At 69.9% G+C, this 14,306-nt stretch carries 13 protein-coding genes; 8 read left to right on the top strand and 5 right to left on the bottom strand.

Annotated elements, in window-relative coordinates:
• The first annotated feature begins 55 nt into the window (after positions 1 to 55).
• The gene (gene tldD / locus HEP75_RS14105; protein WP_185813342.1) at positions 56 to 1,498 is read left to right on the top strand and encodes a metalloprotease TldD; all 1,443 of its coding nucleotides are present in this window, start codon (positions 56 to 58) and stop codon (positions 1,496 to 1,498) included.
• A gap of 147 nt (positions 1,499 to 1,645) precedes the next feature.
• Here tldD and yjgA read toward each other — a convergent pair whose 3' ends face one another.
• Positions 1,646 to 2,242, bottom strand: coding sequence for a ribosome biogenesis factor YjgA (gene yjgA, locus HEP75_RS14100; RefSeq protein ID WP_185823941.1), 597 nt, complete (start codon positions 2,240 to 2,242; stop codon positions 1,646 to 1,648).
• A 65-nt stretch (positions 2,243 to 2,307) separates the two neighbouring features.
• On the opposite strand from yjgA, the gene pmbA reads away from it, so the two are divergent.
• The 3 genes from pmbA to HEP75_RS14085 all read left to right on the top strand — a co-directional run bounded on the left by pmbA (position 2,308) and on the right by HEP75_RS14085 (position 4,637).
• Positions 2,308 to 3,672: a metalloprotease PmbA gene (gene pmbA, locus HEP75_RS14095; RefSeq protein WP_185823940.1), complete on the top strand. Its 1,365-nt coding sequence runs from the start codon at positions 2,308 to 2,310 to the stop codon at positions 3,670 to 3,672.
• A gap of 66 nt (positions 3,673 to 3,738) precedes the next feature.
• A complete protein-coding gene (locus HEP75_RS14090; protein WP_255423860.1) occupies positions 3,739 to 4,143 on the top strand; it encodes a DUF4870 domain-containing protein in 405 nt (134 codons plus the stop codon).
• A gap of 116 nt (positions 4,144 to 4,259) precedes the next feature.
• Positions 4,260 to 4,637, top strand: a complete 378-nt coding sequence (locus HEP75_RS14085) for a DUF4870 domain-containing protein (protein ID WP_185813339.1) — start codon at positions 4,260 to 4,262, stop codon at positions 4,635 to 4,637.
• Positions 4,638 to 4,685: 48 nt separating this feature from the next.
• Here the strand turns inward: HEP75_RS14085 and HEP75_RS14080 are convergent, their stop codons facing one another.
• Entirely contained in the window at positions 4,686 to 5,765 is a 1,080-nt protein-coding gene (locus tag HEP75_RS14080; RefSeq protein ID WP_255423859.1) for a LysR family transcriptional regulator, read from the bottom strand.
• On the opposite strand from HEP75_RS14080, the gene HEP75_RS14075 reads away from it, so the two are divergent.
• The 3 genes from HEP75_RS14075 (at position 5,677) to HEP75_RS14065 (ending at position 9,784) form a co-directional block, all read left to right on the top strand.
• Positions 5,677 to 7,047 (top strand): MFS transporter, encoded by a 1,371-nt coding sequence (locus tag HEP75_RS14075; protein WP_185823939.1) that lies wholly within the window; start codon positions 5,677 to 5,679, stop codon positions 7,045 to 7,047. The genes HEP75_RS14080 and HEP75_RS14075 overlap by 89 nt on opposite strands.
• Positions 7,048 to 7,185: 138 nt before the next feature.
• A complete protein-coding gene (locus HEP75_RS14070) occupies positions 7,186 to 8,607 on the top strand; it encodes a DUF1800 domain-containing protein (RefSeq protein ID WP_185823938.1) in 1,422 nt (473 codons plus the stop codon).
• A gap of 37 nt (positions 8,608 to 8,644) precedes the next feature.
• Positions 8,645 to 9,784: a DUF1501 domain-containing protein gene (locus HEP75_RS14065; protein ID WP_185823937.1), complete on the top strand. Its 1,140-nt coding sequence runs from the start codon at positions 8,645 to 8,647 to the stop codon at positions 9,782 to 9,784.
• A gap of 170 nt (positions 9,785 to 9,954) precedes the next feature.
• On the opposite strand, the gene HEP75_RS14060 is transcribed toward HEP75_RS14065, so the two are convergent.
• Positions 9,955 to 11,046: a M35 family metallo-endopeptidase gene (locus HEP75_RS14060; RefSeq protein WP_185823936.1), complete on the bottom strand. Its 1,092-nt coding sequence runs from the start codon at positions 11,044 to 11,046 to the stop codon at positions 9,955 to 9,957.
• A 265-nt stretch (positions 11,047 to 11,311) separates the two neighbouring features.
• Between HEP75_RS14060 and HEP75_RS14055 the strand changes: the two genes are divergently transcribed.
• Positions 11,312 to 12,865 carry a beta-xylosidase gene (locus HEP75_RS14055; protein WP_185823935.1) on the top strand — a complete coding sequence of 518 codons (1,554 nt, stop codon included), beginning with the start codon at positions 11,312 to 11,314 and terminating at the stop codon, positions 12,863 to 12,865.
• A gap of 290 nt (positions 12,866 to 13,155) precedes the next feature.
• On the opposite strand, the gene HEP75_RS14050 is transcribed toward HEP75_RS14055, so the two are convergent.
• Positions 13,156 to 14,037, bottom strand: coding sequence for a polyprenyl synthetase family protein (locus HEP75_RS14050; protein WP_185823934.1), 882 nt, complete (start codon positions 14,035 to 14,037; stop codon positions 13,156 to 13,158).
• A complete protein-coding gene (locus HEP75_RS14045) occupies positions 14,027 to 14,290 on the bottom strand; it encodes an exodeoxyribonuclease VII small subunit (RefSeq protein ID WP_185820507.1) in 264 nt (87 codons plus the stop codon). Before HEP75_RS14045 ends, HEP75_RS14050 begins: the two co-directional genes overlap by 11 nt.
• Positions 14,291 to 14,306 lie beyond the last annotated feature (16 nt).

Below are 14,306 nucleotides of genomic sequence, written 5' to 3'. Positions count from 1 at the left end.
TGCGCCGCGCCGCCGGCGCTTGCGCTGAGCGCCCCCGTCCCCCATGTTGAGCCCCATGACCGAAAACGCCCTCGCCCTCGCCGAAACCCGCCTGTTGCTTCCCGCCGGCCTCGATGCCACCAGCCTGGAGCGCGCCTTCGGCACGCTGCTCGGCCCCGGCATCGACTTCGGCGACCTGTATTTCCAGCATTCGCGGCGCGAGAGCTGGAGCGTGGAGGATGGCATCGTCAAGGACGGCGCCCATTCCATCGAGCAGGGCGTGGGGGTGCGCGCGATTTCCGGCGAAAAGACCGGTTTCGCCTATTCCGACGACATCCACCGCGATGCGCTGCTGGCCGCGGCGCAGTCGGCGCGCGCGATTTCCCGCGACGGCGGCGCGCAGCCGGCGCAATCGCTGCTGCGCGGCAACGGGCGCGCGCTGTATCCGGCGCTGGACCCGGTGGACGGCATGGGCAACGACCTCAAGGTCGAGATGCTGCGGCGCCTGGACCAGTTCCTGCGCGCCGCCGACCCGCGCGTGCAGCAGGTGATGGTCGGCCTGTCCGGCGGCGTGGACACGGTGCTGGTGGCGCGCAGCGACGGCGTGCTCGCCGCCGACGTGCGCCCGCTGGTGCGGCTCAACGTGCAGGTGATCGTCGAACAGAACGGGCGCCGCGAATCCGGCCATGCCGGCGGCGGCGGCCGCTACGGCTACGAAGTGCTGTTCGCCGATGGCCGCCCCGAGGCCTTCGCCAAGGAAGCGCTGCGCCAGGCGCTGGTCAACCTGGAGGCGGTGCCGGCCCCAGCCGGGGTGATGCCGGTGGTGCTCGGTCCCGGCTGGCCCGGCGTGCTGCTGCACGAGGCGGTCGGGCATGGCCTGGAAGGCGATTTCGCGCGCAAGGGCACCAGCGTCTATGCCGGGCGCATCGGCCAGCGCGTGGCCTCGCCGGGCGTGACCATCGTCGACGACGGCACCCTCGACGGCCGCCGCGGCTCGCTGAACGTGGACGACGAAGGCACACCGACCAATTGCACCACGCTGATCGAAGACGGCGTGCTGGTGGGCTACATGCAGGATTCGTTGAACGCGCGGCTGATGGGCGTGGCGCCGACCGGCAACGGCCGCCGCGAATCGTTCGCGCACCTGCCGATGCCGCGCATGACCAACACCTACATGCTGGCCGGCCAGCACGATCCGGAAGAAATGATCCGCTCGGTGAAGAAGGGCCTATACGCGGTCAATTTCGGCGGCGGCCAGGTCGACATCACCAGCGGCAAGTACGTGTTCTCGGCGACCGAGGCCTATCTGATCGAGGACGGCAAGGTCACCGCGCCGGTGAAGGGCGCCACCCTGATCGGCAACGGCCCGGAGACCATGCAGAAGGTGCGCATGATCGGCCACGACCTGGCGCTGGACGAAGGCGTGGGCGTGTGCGGCAAGGACGGGCAGAGCGTGCCGGTCGGCGTCGGCCAGCCGTCGCTGCTGATCGACGGGCTGACCGTGGGCGGGACGGCTTGAGTGCCGGGAATGGGGAACCGGGAAACGGGAATCGGTAGCGCCGCGCGGGACGGCCATGGCGATGCCGGTGCGATTGGTCGGCGTCGCCGCTCAGCGTGCCGAGGCGGTCGTGGGTACGCGACCGTGCGGTGCCGCCGCCGCCGTGGCTCAGTCGCGCGCGTCGTCCTCGAACTCGTCGTCGTCCGCTTCTTCCAGTCCCGAGTCCCCAGTCCCGAGTCCCGAGTCCGCCCCCAGCACCAGTTCGCGCAACTCGCGGAACAATTCCCGGTAGGCGTGCGGCGGCTTGTTCTTCAGCCGCTCTTCCTTGGCGTTGCGGATCAGCTGGCGCAAGCGCTGGCGGTCGGCCTCGGGGTAGTGGCCGAGCAGTTCGGACAGCGCGCTGTCGCCGTCGGCGAGCAGGCGCGTGCGCCAGTCCTCGACCCGGTGGATCGCCGCCACTTCGCGGCGCGCGCCGTCGCTGTTGGCGTCCATCGCCTCGCGGATCGCGTCCAGGGTGGCGTCGTCCTCGCGGCGCATCTGCTTGGCCAGGAACGCCAGCTGCCGCTTGTGCGCGATGTGCGAGGTGATGCGCTTGCTTTCCTCGATATGCGGGATCAGCGACTCAGGCACCGGCAGCTTGGCCAGTTGCGCAGGGGTCAGCGCCACCAGCTTCTCGCCCAGGGTCAGCACTTCCAGCGCCGCGCGGCGCTGCTGGCTGCGGCTGTCGCCGCGGAATTCACCGGTGTCTTCGTCGCGTCCGCGCATCGTCTTTCCAATTCGAATTTTTCGCTCCGCGTTGCGCGGAGCCGTTACCTCTACAGGATAAAGCATTGAACGCGATCACTTCCGAACTGCGCCGCGACGACAGCCTGGAACGCCTGGAGCGCCTGTCCGACATCGCCGAGCGGCTGCTGTCGCGGGCGCGCGAGCTGGGCGCCAGCCAGGCCGAGGTCAGCTGCAGCGAAGACCGCGGGCTGGACGTCAACGTGCGCCTGGGCGCGGTGGAAACGGTCGAGGCCACCCGCGACCGCGGCATCGGCGTCACCGTCTACTTCGGCCAGCGCAAGGGCAGCGCCAGCACCGCCGACCTGCACGAATCCAGCCTCGAGGCGACCGTCGCCCAGGCCTGTGCGATCGCCCGCTACACCGAGGACGACGTCGCCGCCGGGTTGGCCGACGCGGCGCTGATGGCACGCGACATGCCCGAGCTGGACCGCTGGCACCCGTGGGCGCTGGAACCGGAACAGGCGATCGAGCTGGCCCTGGCCTGCGAGGCCGCCGGCCGCGATGCCGACCCGCGCGTGGCCAATTCCGACGGCGCCTCGGCCGGCAGCAGCGAGAGCCTGTCGGTGTACGCGAACTCGCACGGTTTCGTCGGCCGCGAGCGCAGCACCCACCATTCGATCGGCTGCGCGCTGATCGCCGGCCACGGCGACGGCATGCAGCGCGACGGCTGGTACAGCAGCGCGCTGGCGCGCGAGGATCTCGAACAGCCGGCGGCGATCGGTCGCCGCGCCGCCGAACGCACCGTGGCCCGGCTGCAGCCGCGCTCGCTGCCGACCGGCGAGTTGCCGGTGCTGTTCGCCCCGGAGATGGCGCGCTCGCTGGTCGGGCACCTGCTCGGCGCGGTGTCCGGCGGCGCGCTGTACCGCCGCGCCAGCTTCCTGCTCGACAGCGTCGGCACCCGCCTGTTCCCGGACTGGTTCGCGATCGACGAACTGCCGCACCTGCGCCGCGGCCTGCGCTCGTCGACCTTCGACGGCGAGGGCGTGGCCACCCGTGCCGCGCCGCTGATTGCCGGCGGGGTGCTGCAGCGCTACGTGCTGGGCAGCTACTCGGCGCGCAAGCTCGGCCTGCAGACCACCGCCAACGCCGGCGGCGTGCACAATCTGCAGGTGGCGGCCAATGCCGACGACCTGGCGTCGATCGCGGCCGGCATTCCGCGCGGCTTGCTGGTCACCGAATTGATGGGCAGCGGCGTCAACCCGGTCACCGGCGACTATTCGCGCGGTGCCGGCGGCTTCTGGATCGAGAACGGCGCCATCGCCTACCCGGTGGACGAGGTCACCATCGCCGGCAACCTGCGCGAGATGTTCCAGCGCATCGAGGCGGTCGGCCGCGACATCGACGTGCGCTCGCACGTGCACATCGGCGCGGTGCTGGTCGGCAAGATGACGGTGGCCGGAAGCGACTGAGGCAGCCGCTGCCCGGTCCGGACGGCGGCGTGGGCGAACGCGACCGCCGCGCGCGTCGGCGCCGGGGTGCTGGATCCGGCCGCGTCGGCGCTGCAGCGCGCGCTGGCGGTGACCGCGCATCTGTCGATGTGGCTGTGCGCGTTCGCCGCGGCGAACGTCCATCTCTTCTATCTAATGTATACGCTGCCGTTGCTGTGGCTGCCGCCAGCCTGCCTGTGGCTGGCGACCAGGCGGCGCCTTCGCTTCGCTGCCGCGCATTGCGCGCAGGCGGTGGCCCTTGGCGCCTGCCTGTCGCTGCTGTGCGTGCTGCTGCTGACGCCAGCGCTGCTGATCTTTGGCGCTGCGTTGATCGTGCTGCCGCTGCTGATCGTGGTCCTGCTGGTAGGCATGGCGTTCGGCCTGGCCGCTGCGGTCGCGGCCGCGTTTGGCCAACGCTACCGCCATCCGCTGCTGCCCCGGGGCGACGCCTGAGCAGGCGCCCGTCGCAGCGGCGCGGCGTTCGCATGACTTGACAGGCTCGCGCGGGCCACCGAGAGTGGCGCGCGAAGCGCATTGCCCACTCACCACCCATAAGGAAAGGAATACCGATGAGCGAATTCGACAACGTGACCGCACCGCCGCCGCCGCCGGCTGCTGCCGGCCCGCAGGAAGACCGCACGGTCGCCTTGATCACCCATCTGTCGGGCATCATCGCCGGCTTCATCGTCCCGTTGATCATCTGGCTGATCAACAAGGACAACCCGGCCAAGTCGTTCCTCAACGACCAGGCCAAGGAAGCGCTGAATTTCCAGATCACCGTCGCTATCGCCTATGTGATCTGCGTGGTGCTCAGCGTCATCGTGATCGGCGGGCTGCTGATGCCGGTGGTGTGGGTGGTGAACCTGGTGTTCTGCATCCTGGCCGGGATCAAGGCCAACGAAGGCGTGGCCTACCGCTACCCGTTCGCGCTGCGCCTGATCAAGTAAGCGCGCGGTCCGGTTTGCGAAGAAGGCCCGGCATTCGCCGGGCCTTTTTTATTTCGACCGCTTGGCAACCGGCGGTTCGAGGCCGAGTCCCGGTGTCGCTGCGACGGCCGCGGCCACGAAGTCCAGCACCGCGCGCACCGGCGCAGCGCGGCGCAGATCGCGGTGCACGACCAGCCAGATGTCGCGCGAGAACACGCTTCCCGTGTGTTCCAACCGCAGCATCGCGGGGTCTGCGTCGCCCAGAAAGCACGGCAGGCCGGCGACCCCGGCCCCGGCCCGCGCCGCGGCCAGGTGACTGCCGATATCGCTGAGCTCGCAGCCGACCGTCCGCTTGCCGGCGATATCCAGCAGCCACTGTTGCTGCGGCATGTCGGCGAATTGCGCGTCGTAGGCGATGAAGGTCCAGTCCTCGGGGCGGTGCGCCGCCGCGTAGTCGCGGCTCGCGTACAGCGCGAACGGCATCTGCGCGAGCTTGCGCACGACGCTGCTGGCTTCGGTGGAGCGCACCAGCCGCAGGGCGACGTCGGCTTCGCGCCGGCTGAGCGAGACCTGCTGCGCCTGCGCCAGCACCGACAGGCGGATGCCGGGGTAGTCGTTGCGGAAATCGGGCAGCCGCTGTGCCAGCAGGTGCGTCACCAGCACCGGCGGCGCGCTGAGCGTCACGGTTCCACTCAGCGGCGTGTGGTCGGCACGGACCAGGCGTTCCGCGGCGAACGCGGCCGTTTCCATCGTTTTGGCGTGTTCGTAGAGGTGCACGCCCATGGGTGTCAGGCGGCAGCAACGCGGCAGGCGCTCGACCAGCACTGCCTGCAGCTCGGTTTCCAGCGCGGTCAGTCGCCGGCTGACCGTGGCATGGTCCACGTGCAGGGCGCGGGCCGCGCCGGACAAGGTGCCGGCGCGTGCCACCGCCAGGAAATGACGAAAGTTCTCCCAATCGAACATCTGTGCGTTTTCTCCAGGCTGGCTGGCGATTTTAGGGAATTTGCGCGGACATGGGCGCCGCCTAGCATGCGGCGTCATCGCATTTCGGACGCATTCCATGTCTTCGCCTTCTCCCTCCGCGCGCGGCACGCTGCTGGCGGCCGCGCTCGGCTTCGTCGTGGTGTTGCTCGATGTCAGCGTGGTCAATGTGGCGCTGGAGGCCCTGCGCCAGCGCTTCGCCACCGATGTGGCCGGCCTGCAGTGGGTCATCAACGCCTATACGCTGGTGTTCGCCGCCTTGCTGCTGAGCAGCGGCGCGCTCGGCGACCGCTACGGCGCGCGGCGCATCTTCCTGCTCGGCTTCGTGGTGTTCACCCTGGCATCGGCCGCATGCGGCCTGGCCGGCAGCCTGCCGCTGCTGATCGCTGCGCGCCTGGTGCAGGGTCTGGGCGCGGCGCTGCTGGTGCCGAACTCGCTGTCCATGCTGCAACAGGCGTTTCCGGATCGCGAACGGCGCAGCCGCGCGGTGGGCTGGTGGGGCGCCTGCGGCGGCATCTCGCTGGCGGCCGGGCCGGTGCTGGGCGGAGTGCTGGTGACCCACCTGGGCTGGCGCAGCATTTTCCTGCTCAACCTGCCCATCGGCGCGCTCGGGATCTGGCTGACGCTGCGCCATGTCGCCGCGCATGGCGGCAGCCATCGGCGCAGCCTGGACTGGGGCGGGCAGGTGACGGCGATCGTGGCGTTGGCGGCGACGACCATGGCCTTGACCGAAGCCGGCCCGCTCGGCTGGACCCATGGCCTGGTCCTCGGCAGCCTGCTGCTGGGGGTGGTGGCGGCGCTGGGATTCGTCTGGATCGAGGCGCATAGCCCCGCGCCGATGTTGCCTTTGCCGCTGTTGCGGATTCCGACCTTCGCCGTGGCCTCGATCGCCGGCGTGGTGGTGAACTTCGCCTATTACGGTTTGATTTTCGTGTTCAGCCTGTTCTTCCAGATCCAGCAGCAGCTCTCGCCGCAACTGGCGGGCTTGGCCTTCCTGCCGATGACGCTGGTGCTGATGGCGGTCAACGTGCTGGCGGGGCGGCTGATCACCCGCGTGGGCAGCCGGCGCTTGATGGTCGCGGGCTTGCTGCTGGCAGCGTTGGGCTATGCGCTGCTGCTGCCGGTCAGCATCGATGGCAGCTATTGGCGCCTGGTGGTGCCGATGCTGCTGGCGGCCAGCGGCATCGCGCTGATGGTGCCGACCATGACCAACGCGACGCTGTCGGCGGTGGACGCGTCGCGCGCGGGGATCGCGTCCGGCGTGCTCAATTCCGCACGGCAGGTGGGCGGCATGCTCGGCGTGGCGATCTTCGGCTATCTGATTCGGGATACCGCGGCCGCAGCCTTCATGCGTGGCATGCATGCGGCGATCGGCATTTCCGTGGCGTTGCTGCTGTGCGCGAGCGCGCTGTGCTGGTTCGGCATCCGCCAAGAGCGCGCGGCGGCTTGACCGAGTTCGTGGGCGCTGTGGCGCCTGCACCGCTTGTTGGTCCGCGATCTCCTCTCGCCGCCGCAGATCGCGCCTGCGCGGGGTCAACCCGGGCGGGTGTCGGGCGTTTGCATTACCGATGCCGAACCGGAGCGCCGCATGATCCGACGCGAAACCCTGAGTGCCGCGAACCGCTTCGGCCTGGGCGCACGCCCCGGCGAACTGGCGACCATCGACGATCCGCGCGCGTGGCTGGCCGCGCAGTTGCGCGCGCCGCCTGCAGCCGTCCCCGCCATGCGAGGCTTGCCCGACAGCCTGGACTATCTGCGCCGCGAAGCGGCCTATCAGCGCGAACGGCGTCAGGCGCGGATGCAGGCGCCAGCGGATGCCAAGCCCGCGCAGCAGGCGGCGCGTGGCCTGTACCGGCAGGCGCAGGCGCAGGAACTGGCGGCGCGCTACGCCGTCGCGGTGGCTAGCGCGGACGGCTTCGCCGAACGTCTCGTGCATTTCTGGTCCAACCATTTCGCGGTCTCGGTCGACAAGCGCGCGGCCGCGCTGTACGCCGCGCCGATGGAACGCGAAGCGATCCGCCCGCAGTGCATGGGCCGCTTCGCCGACCTGCTGCTGGCGGTGGAGCGGCATCCGGCGATGCTGCGCTACCTGGACAACGCCAATTCGATCGGTCCCGATTCGGTGCTGGCGCAACGCGCGCAGCGGCGTGCGGCGCGCCAGGGCCAGGATGCGCCGCCGCGCCGGCCCGGGCTCAACGAGAACCTGGCGCGCGAGATCCTGGAGCTGCACACGCTGGGCGTGGACGGCGGCTACACCCAGGCCGACGTCACCGAACTGGCGCGCGCGATCACCGGCTGGGGCGTGCCGACGCCACGCGATTTCGAGCAGGGCACGCCCGATCGCGCTTTCGTGTTCCGCACCCCGGCGCATGCCGCTGGCAGCCGTCAGGTGCTGGGCCGGCGCTATGCCGAAGCCGGGCTGGAGCAGGGCGAGGCGATCCTGGCCGCATTGGCCCGGCACCCGGCCACCGCACGGCATGTGTCGCTGAAGCTAGCGCGGCATTTCGTCCACGACGATCCGCCGCCTGCGTTGGTGCAGCGCATGGCCGACGCCTGGCTGCGCAGCGATGGGCACTTGCCCAGCGTGTACCGCGCGCTGATCGACAGCCCCGAAGCGTGGAGCGCGCAGGCGCGCAAGTTCAAGCCGCCGCAGGATTTCGTGCTGTCGGCGCTACGCGCCAGCGGCGAATGGCCGCAGGCGCCGGCGCAGCAGAACATGGTGCTCGGCCTGCTGGCGCGGATGGGGCAGCCGCCGTTCACGCCGCGCTCGCCGGCCGGCTATGCCGATGTGGCCGCCGAATGGAGCGGGCCGGATGCGCTGTGGAAGCGGGTGCAGGCGGCCGAGGCGCTGGCTGGGCTGGCCGCACCGACCGATCCGCTGGCGTTGGCCAGCACCGTGTTCGCCACCACGCTGGACCAGGACACCGGCACGGCCTTGCGCCGCGCCGAATCGCCGCGCGACGGCGTGGCCTTGCTGTTGGCCAGCCCGGCCTTCCAATGGCGCGCCTGAGCGGCGCGTCGCACACCACGATCGCGGAGAACGCCCGATGCAGCTGACACGCCGCCGTTTTCTCGCCGCCAGCGGTGCGGCCACGTTGTTGAGCCTGTGGTCCGGCTCCGGTCTGGCCACGCCTGGGCCGGACACACGGCTGCTGGTGGTATTGCTGCGCGGCGCGCTGGACGGTCTGCATGCGTTGGTGCCGCAGGGCGATGCGGACTACGCGCGGCTGCGTGGCGCGCTGGCGCCGCAGCAAACCCTGGCCCTGGATGGCAGCTTCGCGCTGCACCCGGCGCTGGCCTTCGCCCACGAGCTGTATGCGCGCAAGCAGTGGCTGCCGGTGGTGGCGGTGGCGCCGCCGTATCGGCAACGCTCGCATTTCGAAGCGCAGGACTGCCTGGAAAACGGCACCGCGCGGCCCAGCGGCGCCTCCAGCGGCTGGCTCAACCGTTGCGCGGCGGCGCTGCACGGTGCCGAGGCGCTCTCGGTGAGCACGGTGACGCCGTTGATCATGCGCGGTCCGGGCGCGGTCAGCAGTTGGTCGCCGCCGTTGCCGACCGCGGTCAATCCGATCCTGCTGCAGCGGCTGCAGCCCCTGTACGCCGCGGATGCGCAACTGGCCGACGGCTTCGCGCGCGCGGTGCGCGGGCAGGGCATGCAGGAGGACAGCGTCAAGGGCGGACAGCTGCCGCAGGCGATGAGCGCCGCCGCCAGCTTCATGGCCAAGGCCGACGGCCCGCGGATCGGCTTCGTCGAGGATTCGGGCTGGGACACCCACGGCAATCAGGCTGCGGTGCTGCAGCGCAAGCTGGCCGAACTCGATGCTGGAGTGCGCGCCTTCCACGATGGCGCCGGCGCGAGTTGGGAGCGCAGCGTAGTCGCGGTGGTGACCGAGTTCGGACGCACCGCGGCGGTCAACGGCACGGGCGGTACCGATCACGGCACCGGTGGCGTCGCCTTCCTGGCCGGTGGCGCAGTCCGCGGCGGGCGCATTGCCGGCGACTGGCCGGGGCTGTCGCCGCGGGCATTGAACGAGGGCCGCGACCTGCGCGCCACGACCGACCTGCGCGGCCTGTTCAAGCATCTGTTGAGCGCCCACCTGGCTGTGTCCGAAGCGGCGCTGGAAACGCAGGTGTTTCCGGGCAGCGGTGCGGTGCGGGCGATGGAGGGGCTGGTGGTGTCGCGCTGAGAAGGCAGGCCGACGTGGGCTCTACGGCATCCAATCCGTTGTCGCATGCGCGACGGACATGGCCGCCGCTCGGCGTCCGATGCGGCGGCCATTGACTCTTGCTGCTGCGACCCCGGTGCCGGCATGGCCTGCCGGCACCGGTCGCGCGTGCGCTGCGTAAGCCGCCAGGCTCAGTTCTGCGCCGGGCTGTTCTCGGCGAAGTACTCGTGGCTGTCGGCGTTCTTCACTGCACGCGCCGGGTTGCTGGTGGCCAGGCTGCGCGCCGCGCTTTGGCCATAGGCATAGTCCGAGGTGCCGGCAACCACGGTGAAGTGGCTCATCTCGTGGATCAGGGTGCCGGCCTTGGAGTCGGTGCCGGTCAGCGGCGCGCTCCAGAACGCGTTGCAGACGTAGATCTGGTACGGCTGGTTGGCGTAGACGTAGGCGTAGGAGCTGTCGCTGCAGCCGCAGTTGATGGTGACCTGGCCGTTGTTCTGGTCGATCGCCGCGTCTATGTTGACGAAGTTGGAGGTGGCGGTGCTATAGCGGCTGGCGTTGTAGGCGCCGAACCAGGAGGTGTAGCGCGCGCCGGTGCTGCCGCCGTTGAGATAGGTCTTGGCGTTCTGCGAGTAGGTGCGTGCCGAGTTCACCGCGCTGCCGATGGTGCTGATCTGGCTGGTGCTGCACGAGGCGTAGTTGATGCCGTTGACCACGGCCTGCGGACCGGCCATCAGCTCGTTGCGCACTGCGCGGCCGCGGCCGCCCAGCCACAACGTCAGCGGCGCGCTGGACACGCTCTGCGGCTGGCCGTCGGCGCGCTGCATCCGCTCGCCGTCGGCGAACGCGGCGTATTGCAGCGATGCGTTGAGGTTGATGGTGTAGTTGCCGCTGCGCGACAGGTCGTAGGCGTTGGCCAGGTCGATCTGCGCGTGCCGCGCTTCGCCCGGCTGCAGGGTCACGTAATCCTCGGCGCGCGGCGCGGCGCGCTTGACCAGGCGCCCGACGTAATCGACCGTGCTGCCGTCGCGTGCGATCTCGAACAGGCTGGCATCGAGTTCGCCCAGCGGCAGTTCCCACTTGGGCACGCGCGCCACGCGCTCGCCGGTGTTGCGCACGGTGACCGCGACCTGGCCGCGGTACTGGCCGTCCGCGTCGGCGACCGGCGCCAGTTCGACCTGCAGCGGCGTGGTGGTGCGCGACAGCTGCGATTGCGCAGTGGCCGCCGACATGAGGCCGACCAGGCTGAAACCGATGGCTGCCGAGATCAGGGATGCGTGTTTCATGCAGGCTTTCTCCGTCGAAAAGAGGGTGCCCATGCGAGGGCGTATGCAAACTAGCCCGACGATCCGCGCGCAACCGGCGTTTGCGCGTTTGTCTGCGATTCCGTCCAGCGAACCGGGCGATCAGTCCCACAAACGACGTTCGTGCGAAGACAGCGCTGCATCGATTCGCTGCGATGGAAGCACGCATGTCGTCTCGCAGCGCGCGTTCGCCGGTGCGCATGCCGATGCTAGAGTCGGGCGTTCGCGCCTTGGGAGAGGGGATGTCATGGGAGTGCTACGGCTGTTGCTGGCGGCTGCATTGGGTTCGCTGACAGCGGTTGCCGCGGCGCAGCCTGCGGTCCGCGCGATCGTGCTGGACGTGCAGGGGCCGACTGCGCCGCGCGATCGCTTCTACGACCTGTCGGTGGGCTCGGACTATCCGGGCACGCTGCTGCGCGAAGACAGCCTGGCGCAGCTGCGCACCGCCCGGGACGAATTGGGTTTCCGCTATCTGCGCTTCCACGCGATCTTCCACGACGTGCTCGGTACCTACCGTGAGGTCGATGGGCGTCCGGTCTACGACTGGAGCAGGATCGACCAGCTCTACGATCGCATGCTCGGCATGGGCATCCGTCCTTTCGTCGAACTCGGTTTCACCCCGGAGGCGATGAAGCGTTCCGATCAGCAGATCTTCTACTGGAAGGGCAACACCTCGCATCCGAAGCTGGACAAGTGGAGCGCGATGGTGGATGCATTCGTGCGCCATGCGCGCCAGCGTTACGGCGAGGAGGAAGTGCGCCGCTGGTACTTCGAGGTCTGGAACGAGCCGAATCTGGCCGGCTTCTGGGAAGGCGCCGACCAGCCCGCGTACTTCGCGCTGTACGACGCGACGGCGAAGACGATCAAGCGCATCGACCCGCAACTCAAGGTCGGCGGGCCGTCGACCGCGGGCGCGGCCTGGGTGCCGGAATTCATCGCGCACGCGCATGCCGCCGGCACGCCGCCGGATTTCATCACCACCCACACCTATGGCGTGGACGGCGGCTTCCTCGACGAGAAGGGCGAGAGCGACACCAAGCTGTCGCCATCGCCCGATGCGATCGTCGGCGACGTGCGCCGCGTGCGCGAACAGATCCAGGCCTCGGCGATGCCGGGATTGCCGCTGTACTTCACCGAGTGGAGCACCAGCTACACGCCGCGCGATCCGGTGCACGACGCCTACCTCGGCGCGGCCTACATCCTGAGCAAGCTCAAGGCCGTCGAAGGGGTGGTGCAGGGCATGAGCTACTGGACCTACAGCGACCTGTTCGAGGAGCCGGGCCCGCCGACCGCGTCGTTCCAGGGCGGCTTCGGCCTGCTCAATCCGCAGGGCATCCGCAAGCCGGCGTACTTCGCCTACAAGTACCTCAACGCGCTGGGCGAGCGGCAGTTGCGCAACGCCGATGCGCAGAGCTATGCGACCTACGACGGCGGCGTGCTGAAACTGCTGGCCTGGGACTTCGTGACGCCGCAGCAGGACAAGAGCAACCGCCCGTACTTCACCCAGGTGCTGCCGGCGGCCGCAACCGCACCGCTGCGCCTGCAGTTGCGTGGACTGGCACCGGGCACGTATGCGCTGGCGATCCGCCGCACCGGTTTCGATGCCAACGATGCGTACAGCGCGTATCTGCGCATGGGATCGCCGAAGGCGCTGAGCGCGCAGCAGCTGCGGCAGTTGCAGGAGCGGACGACCGATAAGCCGGAACTGCGCCGCGTGCGCGTGGGCAAGGACGGCAGCGCGCAAGTGGATGTTGCGATGCGCGCCAACGATGTGGTGCTGGTGGAGCTGCGTCCGCGCTAGCGCGCGAGTTTTGCGCTAATTAGCAGGGCGCGCCTGGAACCTGTAGGAGCGGCTTCAGCCGCGACCGGGTCGTTCCTGCGTAGGACAGATCCGGTCGCGGCTGAAGCCGCTCCTACAAAGTGTCAGCGCCTAGTCTCTCGGGAGAGTTACCGGTGGAGCCCGTCGCGACTGAAGTCGCTCCCACATGAATCTGCAGCCCGAAGGCACCGAATCTATCCGATCCTGCTGCTGCCTCTGTCGCGGCTGAAGCCGCTCCTACAGGGGCGTACAGGGGCGGCGGCTGGGTCGCGTCAGTGCGAGCGATCCACCGCCAGCCGCGCCAGCGCTGCCAGCGTGTCGGCGCGGGCGCCGTGGCCGTGCAGGCTGTCGCGCATCGTCGCCGCCAGTTCGGCGAGCTTGGCCTTGGCGCCATCCATGCCGAGCAGCGCCGGGTAGGTGGACTTGGCCTGCGCTGCGTCCTTGCCGGCGGTCTTGCCGAGCTGTTCGGAGCTGGCCTCGATATCGAGGATGTCGTCGCGTACCTGGAACGCCAGGCCCAGCGCGCTGGCGAAGGTATCCAGCTGCGCGAGCGCGGCCGCGTCGGCGCCGCCGCCGAGCGCGCCCAGGCGCACGCTGGCGCGGATCAGCGCGCCGGTCTTCAACGCATGCATGCGCTGCAGGTCGGCCAGTGGCTGCACCGCGCCGGTTGCGTCGATGTCCAGCGCTTGGCCGCCGCACATGCCGGCCGCGCCGGCCGCGTCGGCCAGGGTCTGCAGCCAGCGCACGCGCAACGCCGCATCGGTGCCGTCGGCGCCGGCTAGCAGGGCGAAGGCCAGGCTCTGCAGCGCATCGCCGGCCAGGATCGCGGTGGCCTCGTCGAAGGCGATGTGCACGGTGGGACGGCCGCGGCGCAAGGCGTCGTCATCCATCGCCGGCAGGTCGTCGTGGACCAGCGAATAGGCGTGGATCAGTTCCACCGCCAGCGCCGGCGCATCCAGTCGGGTTTCGTCGGCCTCGAACAGCGCGCCGGTGGCGTAGACCAGCAGCGGACGCATGCGCTTGCCGCCGCCGAGGGTGGCGTGGCGCATCGCCGCGTGCAGGCGCTGCGGCGCGGCCGCGGCGCTGGGCAACTGCGCATCCAGGCCGGCTTCCACGCGCTGGCGCCAGCGCGCGAACGCGGCGTCAGCCGCCATGGAGCGGGGCGGGATCGAACGGCTCGGCGCTGTCCGGCTGCTCCGGATCGCTGAGCAGGCGCACGCGCAGTTCGGCCTGTTCCAGCGCCTGCTGGCACTGCCGGTACAGGCCGACGCCGCGCTCGTAGGCGCTCAGCGACTGCTCCAGGCTCAGGTCGCCGGTTTCCATCTTCTCCACCAGCACTTCCAGTTCCTCGAGCGATTGCTCGAAGCGGGCGACCGGGGACGCTTCTTCTAATGACTTCTTGGGCATCGCGGAAGTGTGCGCG

Origin of the sequence: Xanthomonas sp. SI (genome assembly GCF_014236855.1) — a bacterium.
Lineage (GTDB): Bacteria > Pseudomonadota > Gammaproteobacteria > Xanthomonadales > Xanthomonadaceae > Xanthomonas_A.
This window is presented reverse-complemented; position numbering and strand designations above follow the sequence as displayed.

What these genes read in the sequence shown, in the direction of transcription:
- tldD (WP_185813342.1), top strand. Translation starts at nt 56, where the DNA reads ATGACCGAAAACGCCCTCGCCCTCGCCGAAACCCGCCTGTTGCTTCCC.
- yjgA (WP_185823941.1), bottom strand. Translation starts at nt 2,242, where the DNA reads ATGCGCGGACGCGACGAAGACACCGGTGAATTCCGCGGCGACAGCCGC.
- HEP75_RS14085 (WP_185813339.1), top strand. Translation starts at nt 4,260, where the DNA reads ATGAGCGAATTCGACAACGTGACCGCACCGCCGCCGCCGCCGGCTGCT.
- HEP75_RS14075 (WP_185823939.1), top strand. Translation starts at nt 5,677, where the DNA reads ATGTCTTCGCCTTCTCCCTCCGCGCGCGGCACGCTGCTGGCGGCCGCG.
- HEP75_RS14070 (WP_185823938.1), top strand. Translation starts at nt 7,186, where the DNA reads ATGATCCGACGCGAAACCCTGAGTGCCGCGAACCGCTTCGGCCTGGGC.
- HEP75_RS14065 (WP_185823937.1), top strand. Translation starts at nt 8,645, where the DNA reads ATGCAGCTGACACGCCGCCGTTTTCTCGCCGCCAGCGGTGCGGCCACG.
- HEP75_RS14060 (WP_185823936.1), bottom strand. Translation starts at nt 11,046, where the DNA reads ATGAAACACGCATCCCTGATCTCGGCAGCCATCGGTTTCAGCCTGGTC.
- HEP75_RS14055 (WP_185823935.1), top strand. Translation starts at nt 11,312, where the DNA reads ATGGGAGTGCTACGGCTGTTGCTGGCGGCTGCATTGGGTTCGCTGACA.
- HEP75_RS14050 (WP_185823934.1), bottom strand. Translation starts at nt 14,037, where the DNA reads ATGGCGGCTGACGCCGCGTTCGCGCGCTGGCGCCAGCGCGTGGAAGCC.
- HEP75_RS14045 (WP_185820507.1), bottom strand. Translation starts at nt 14,290, where the DNA reads ATGCCCAAGAAGTCATTAGAAGAAGCGTCCCCGGTCGCCCGCTTCGAG.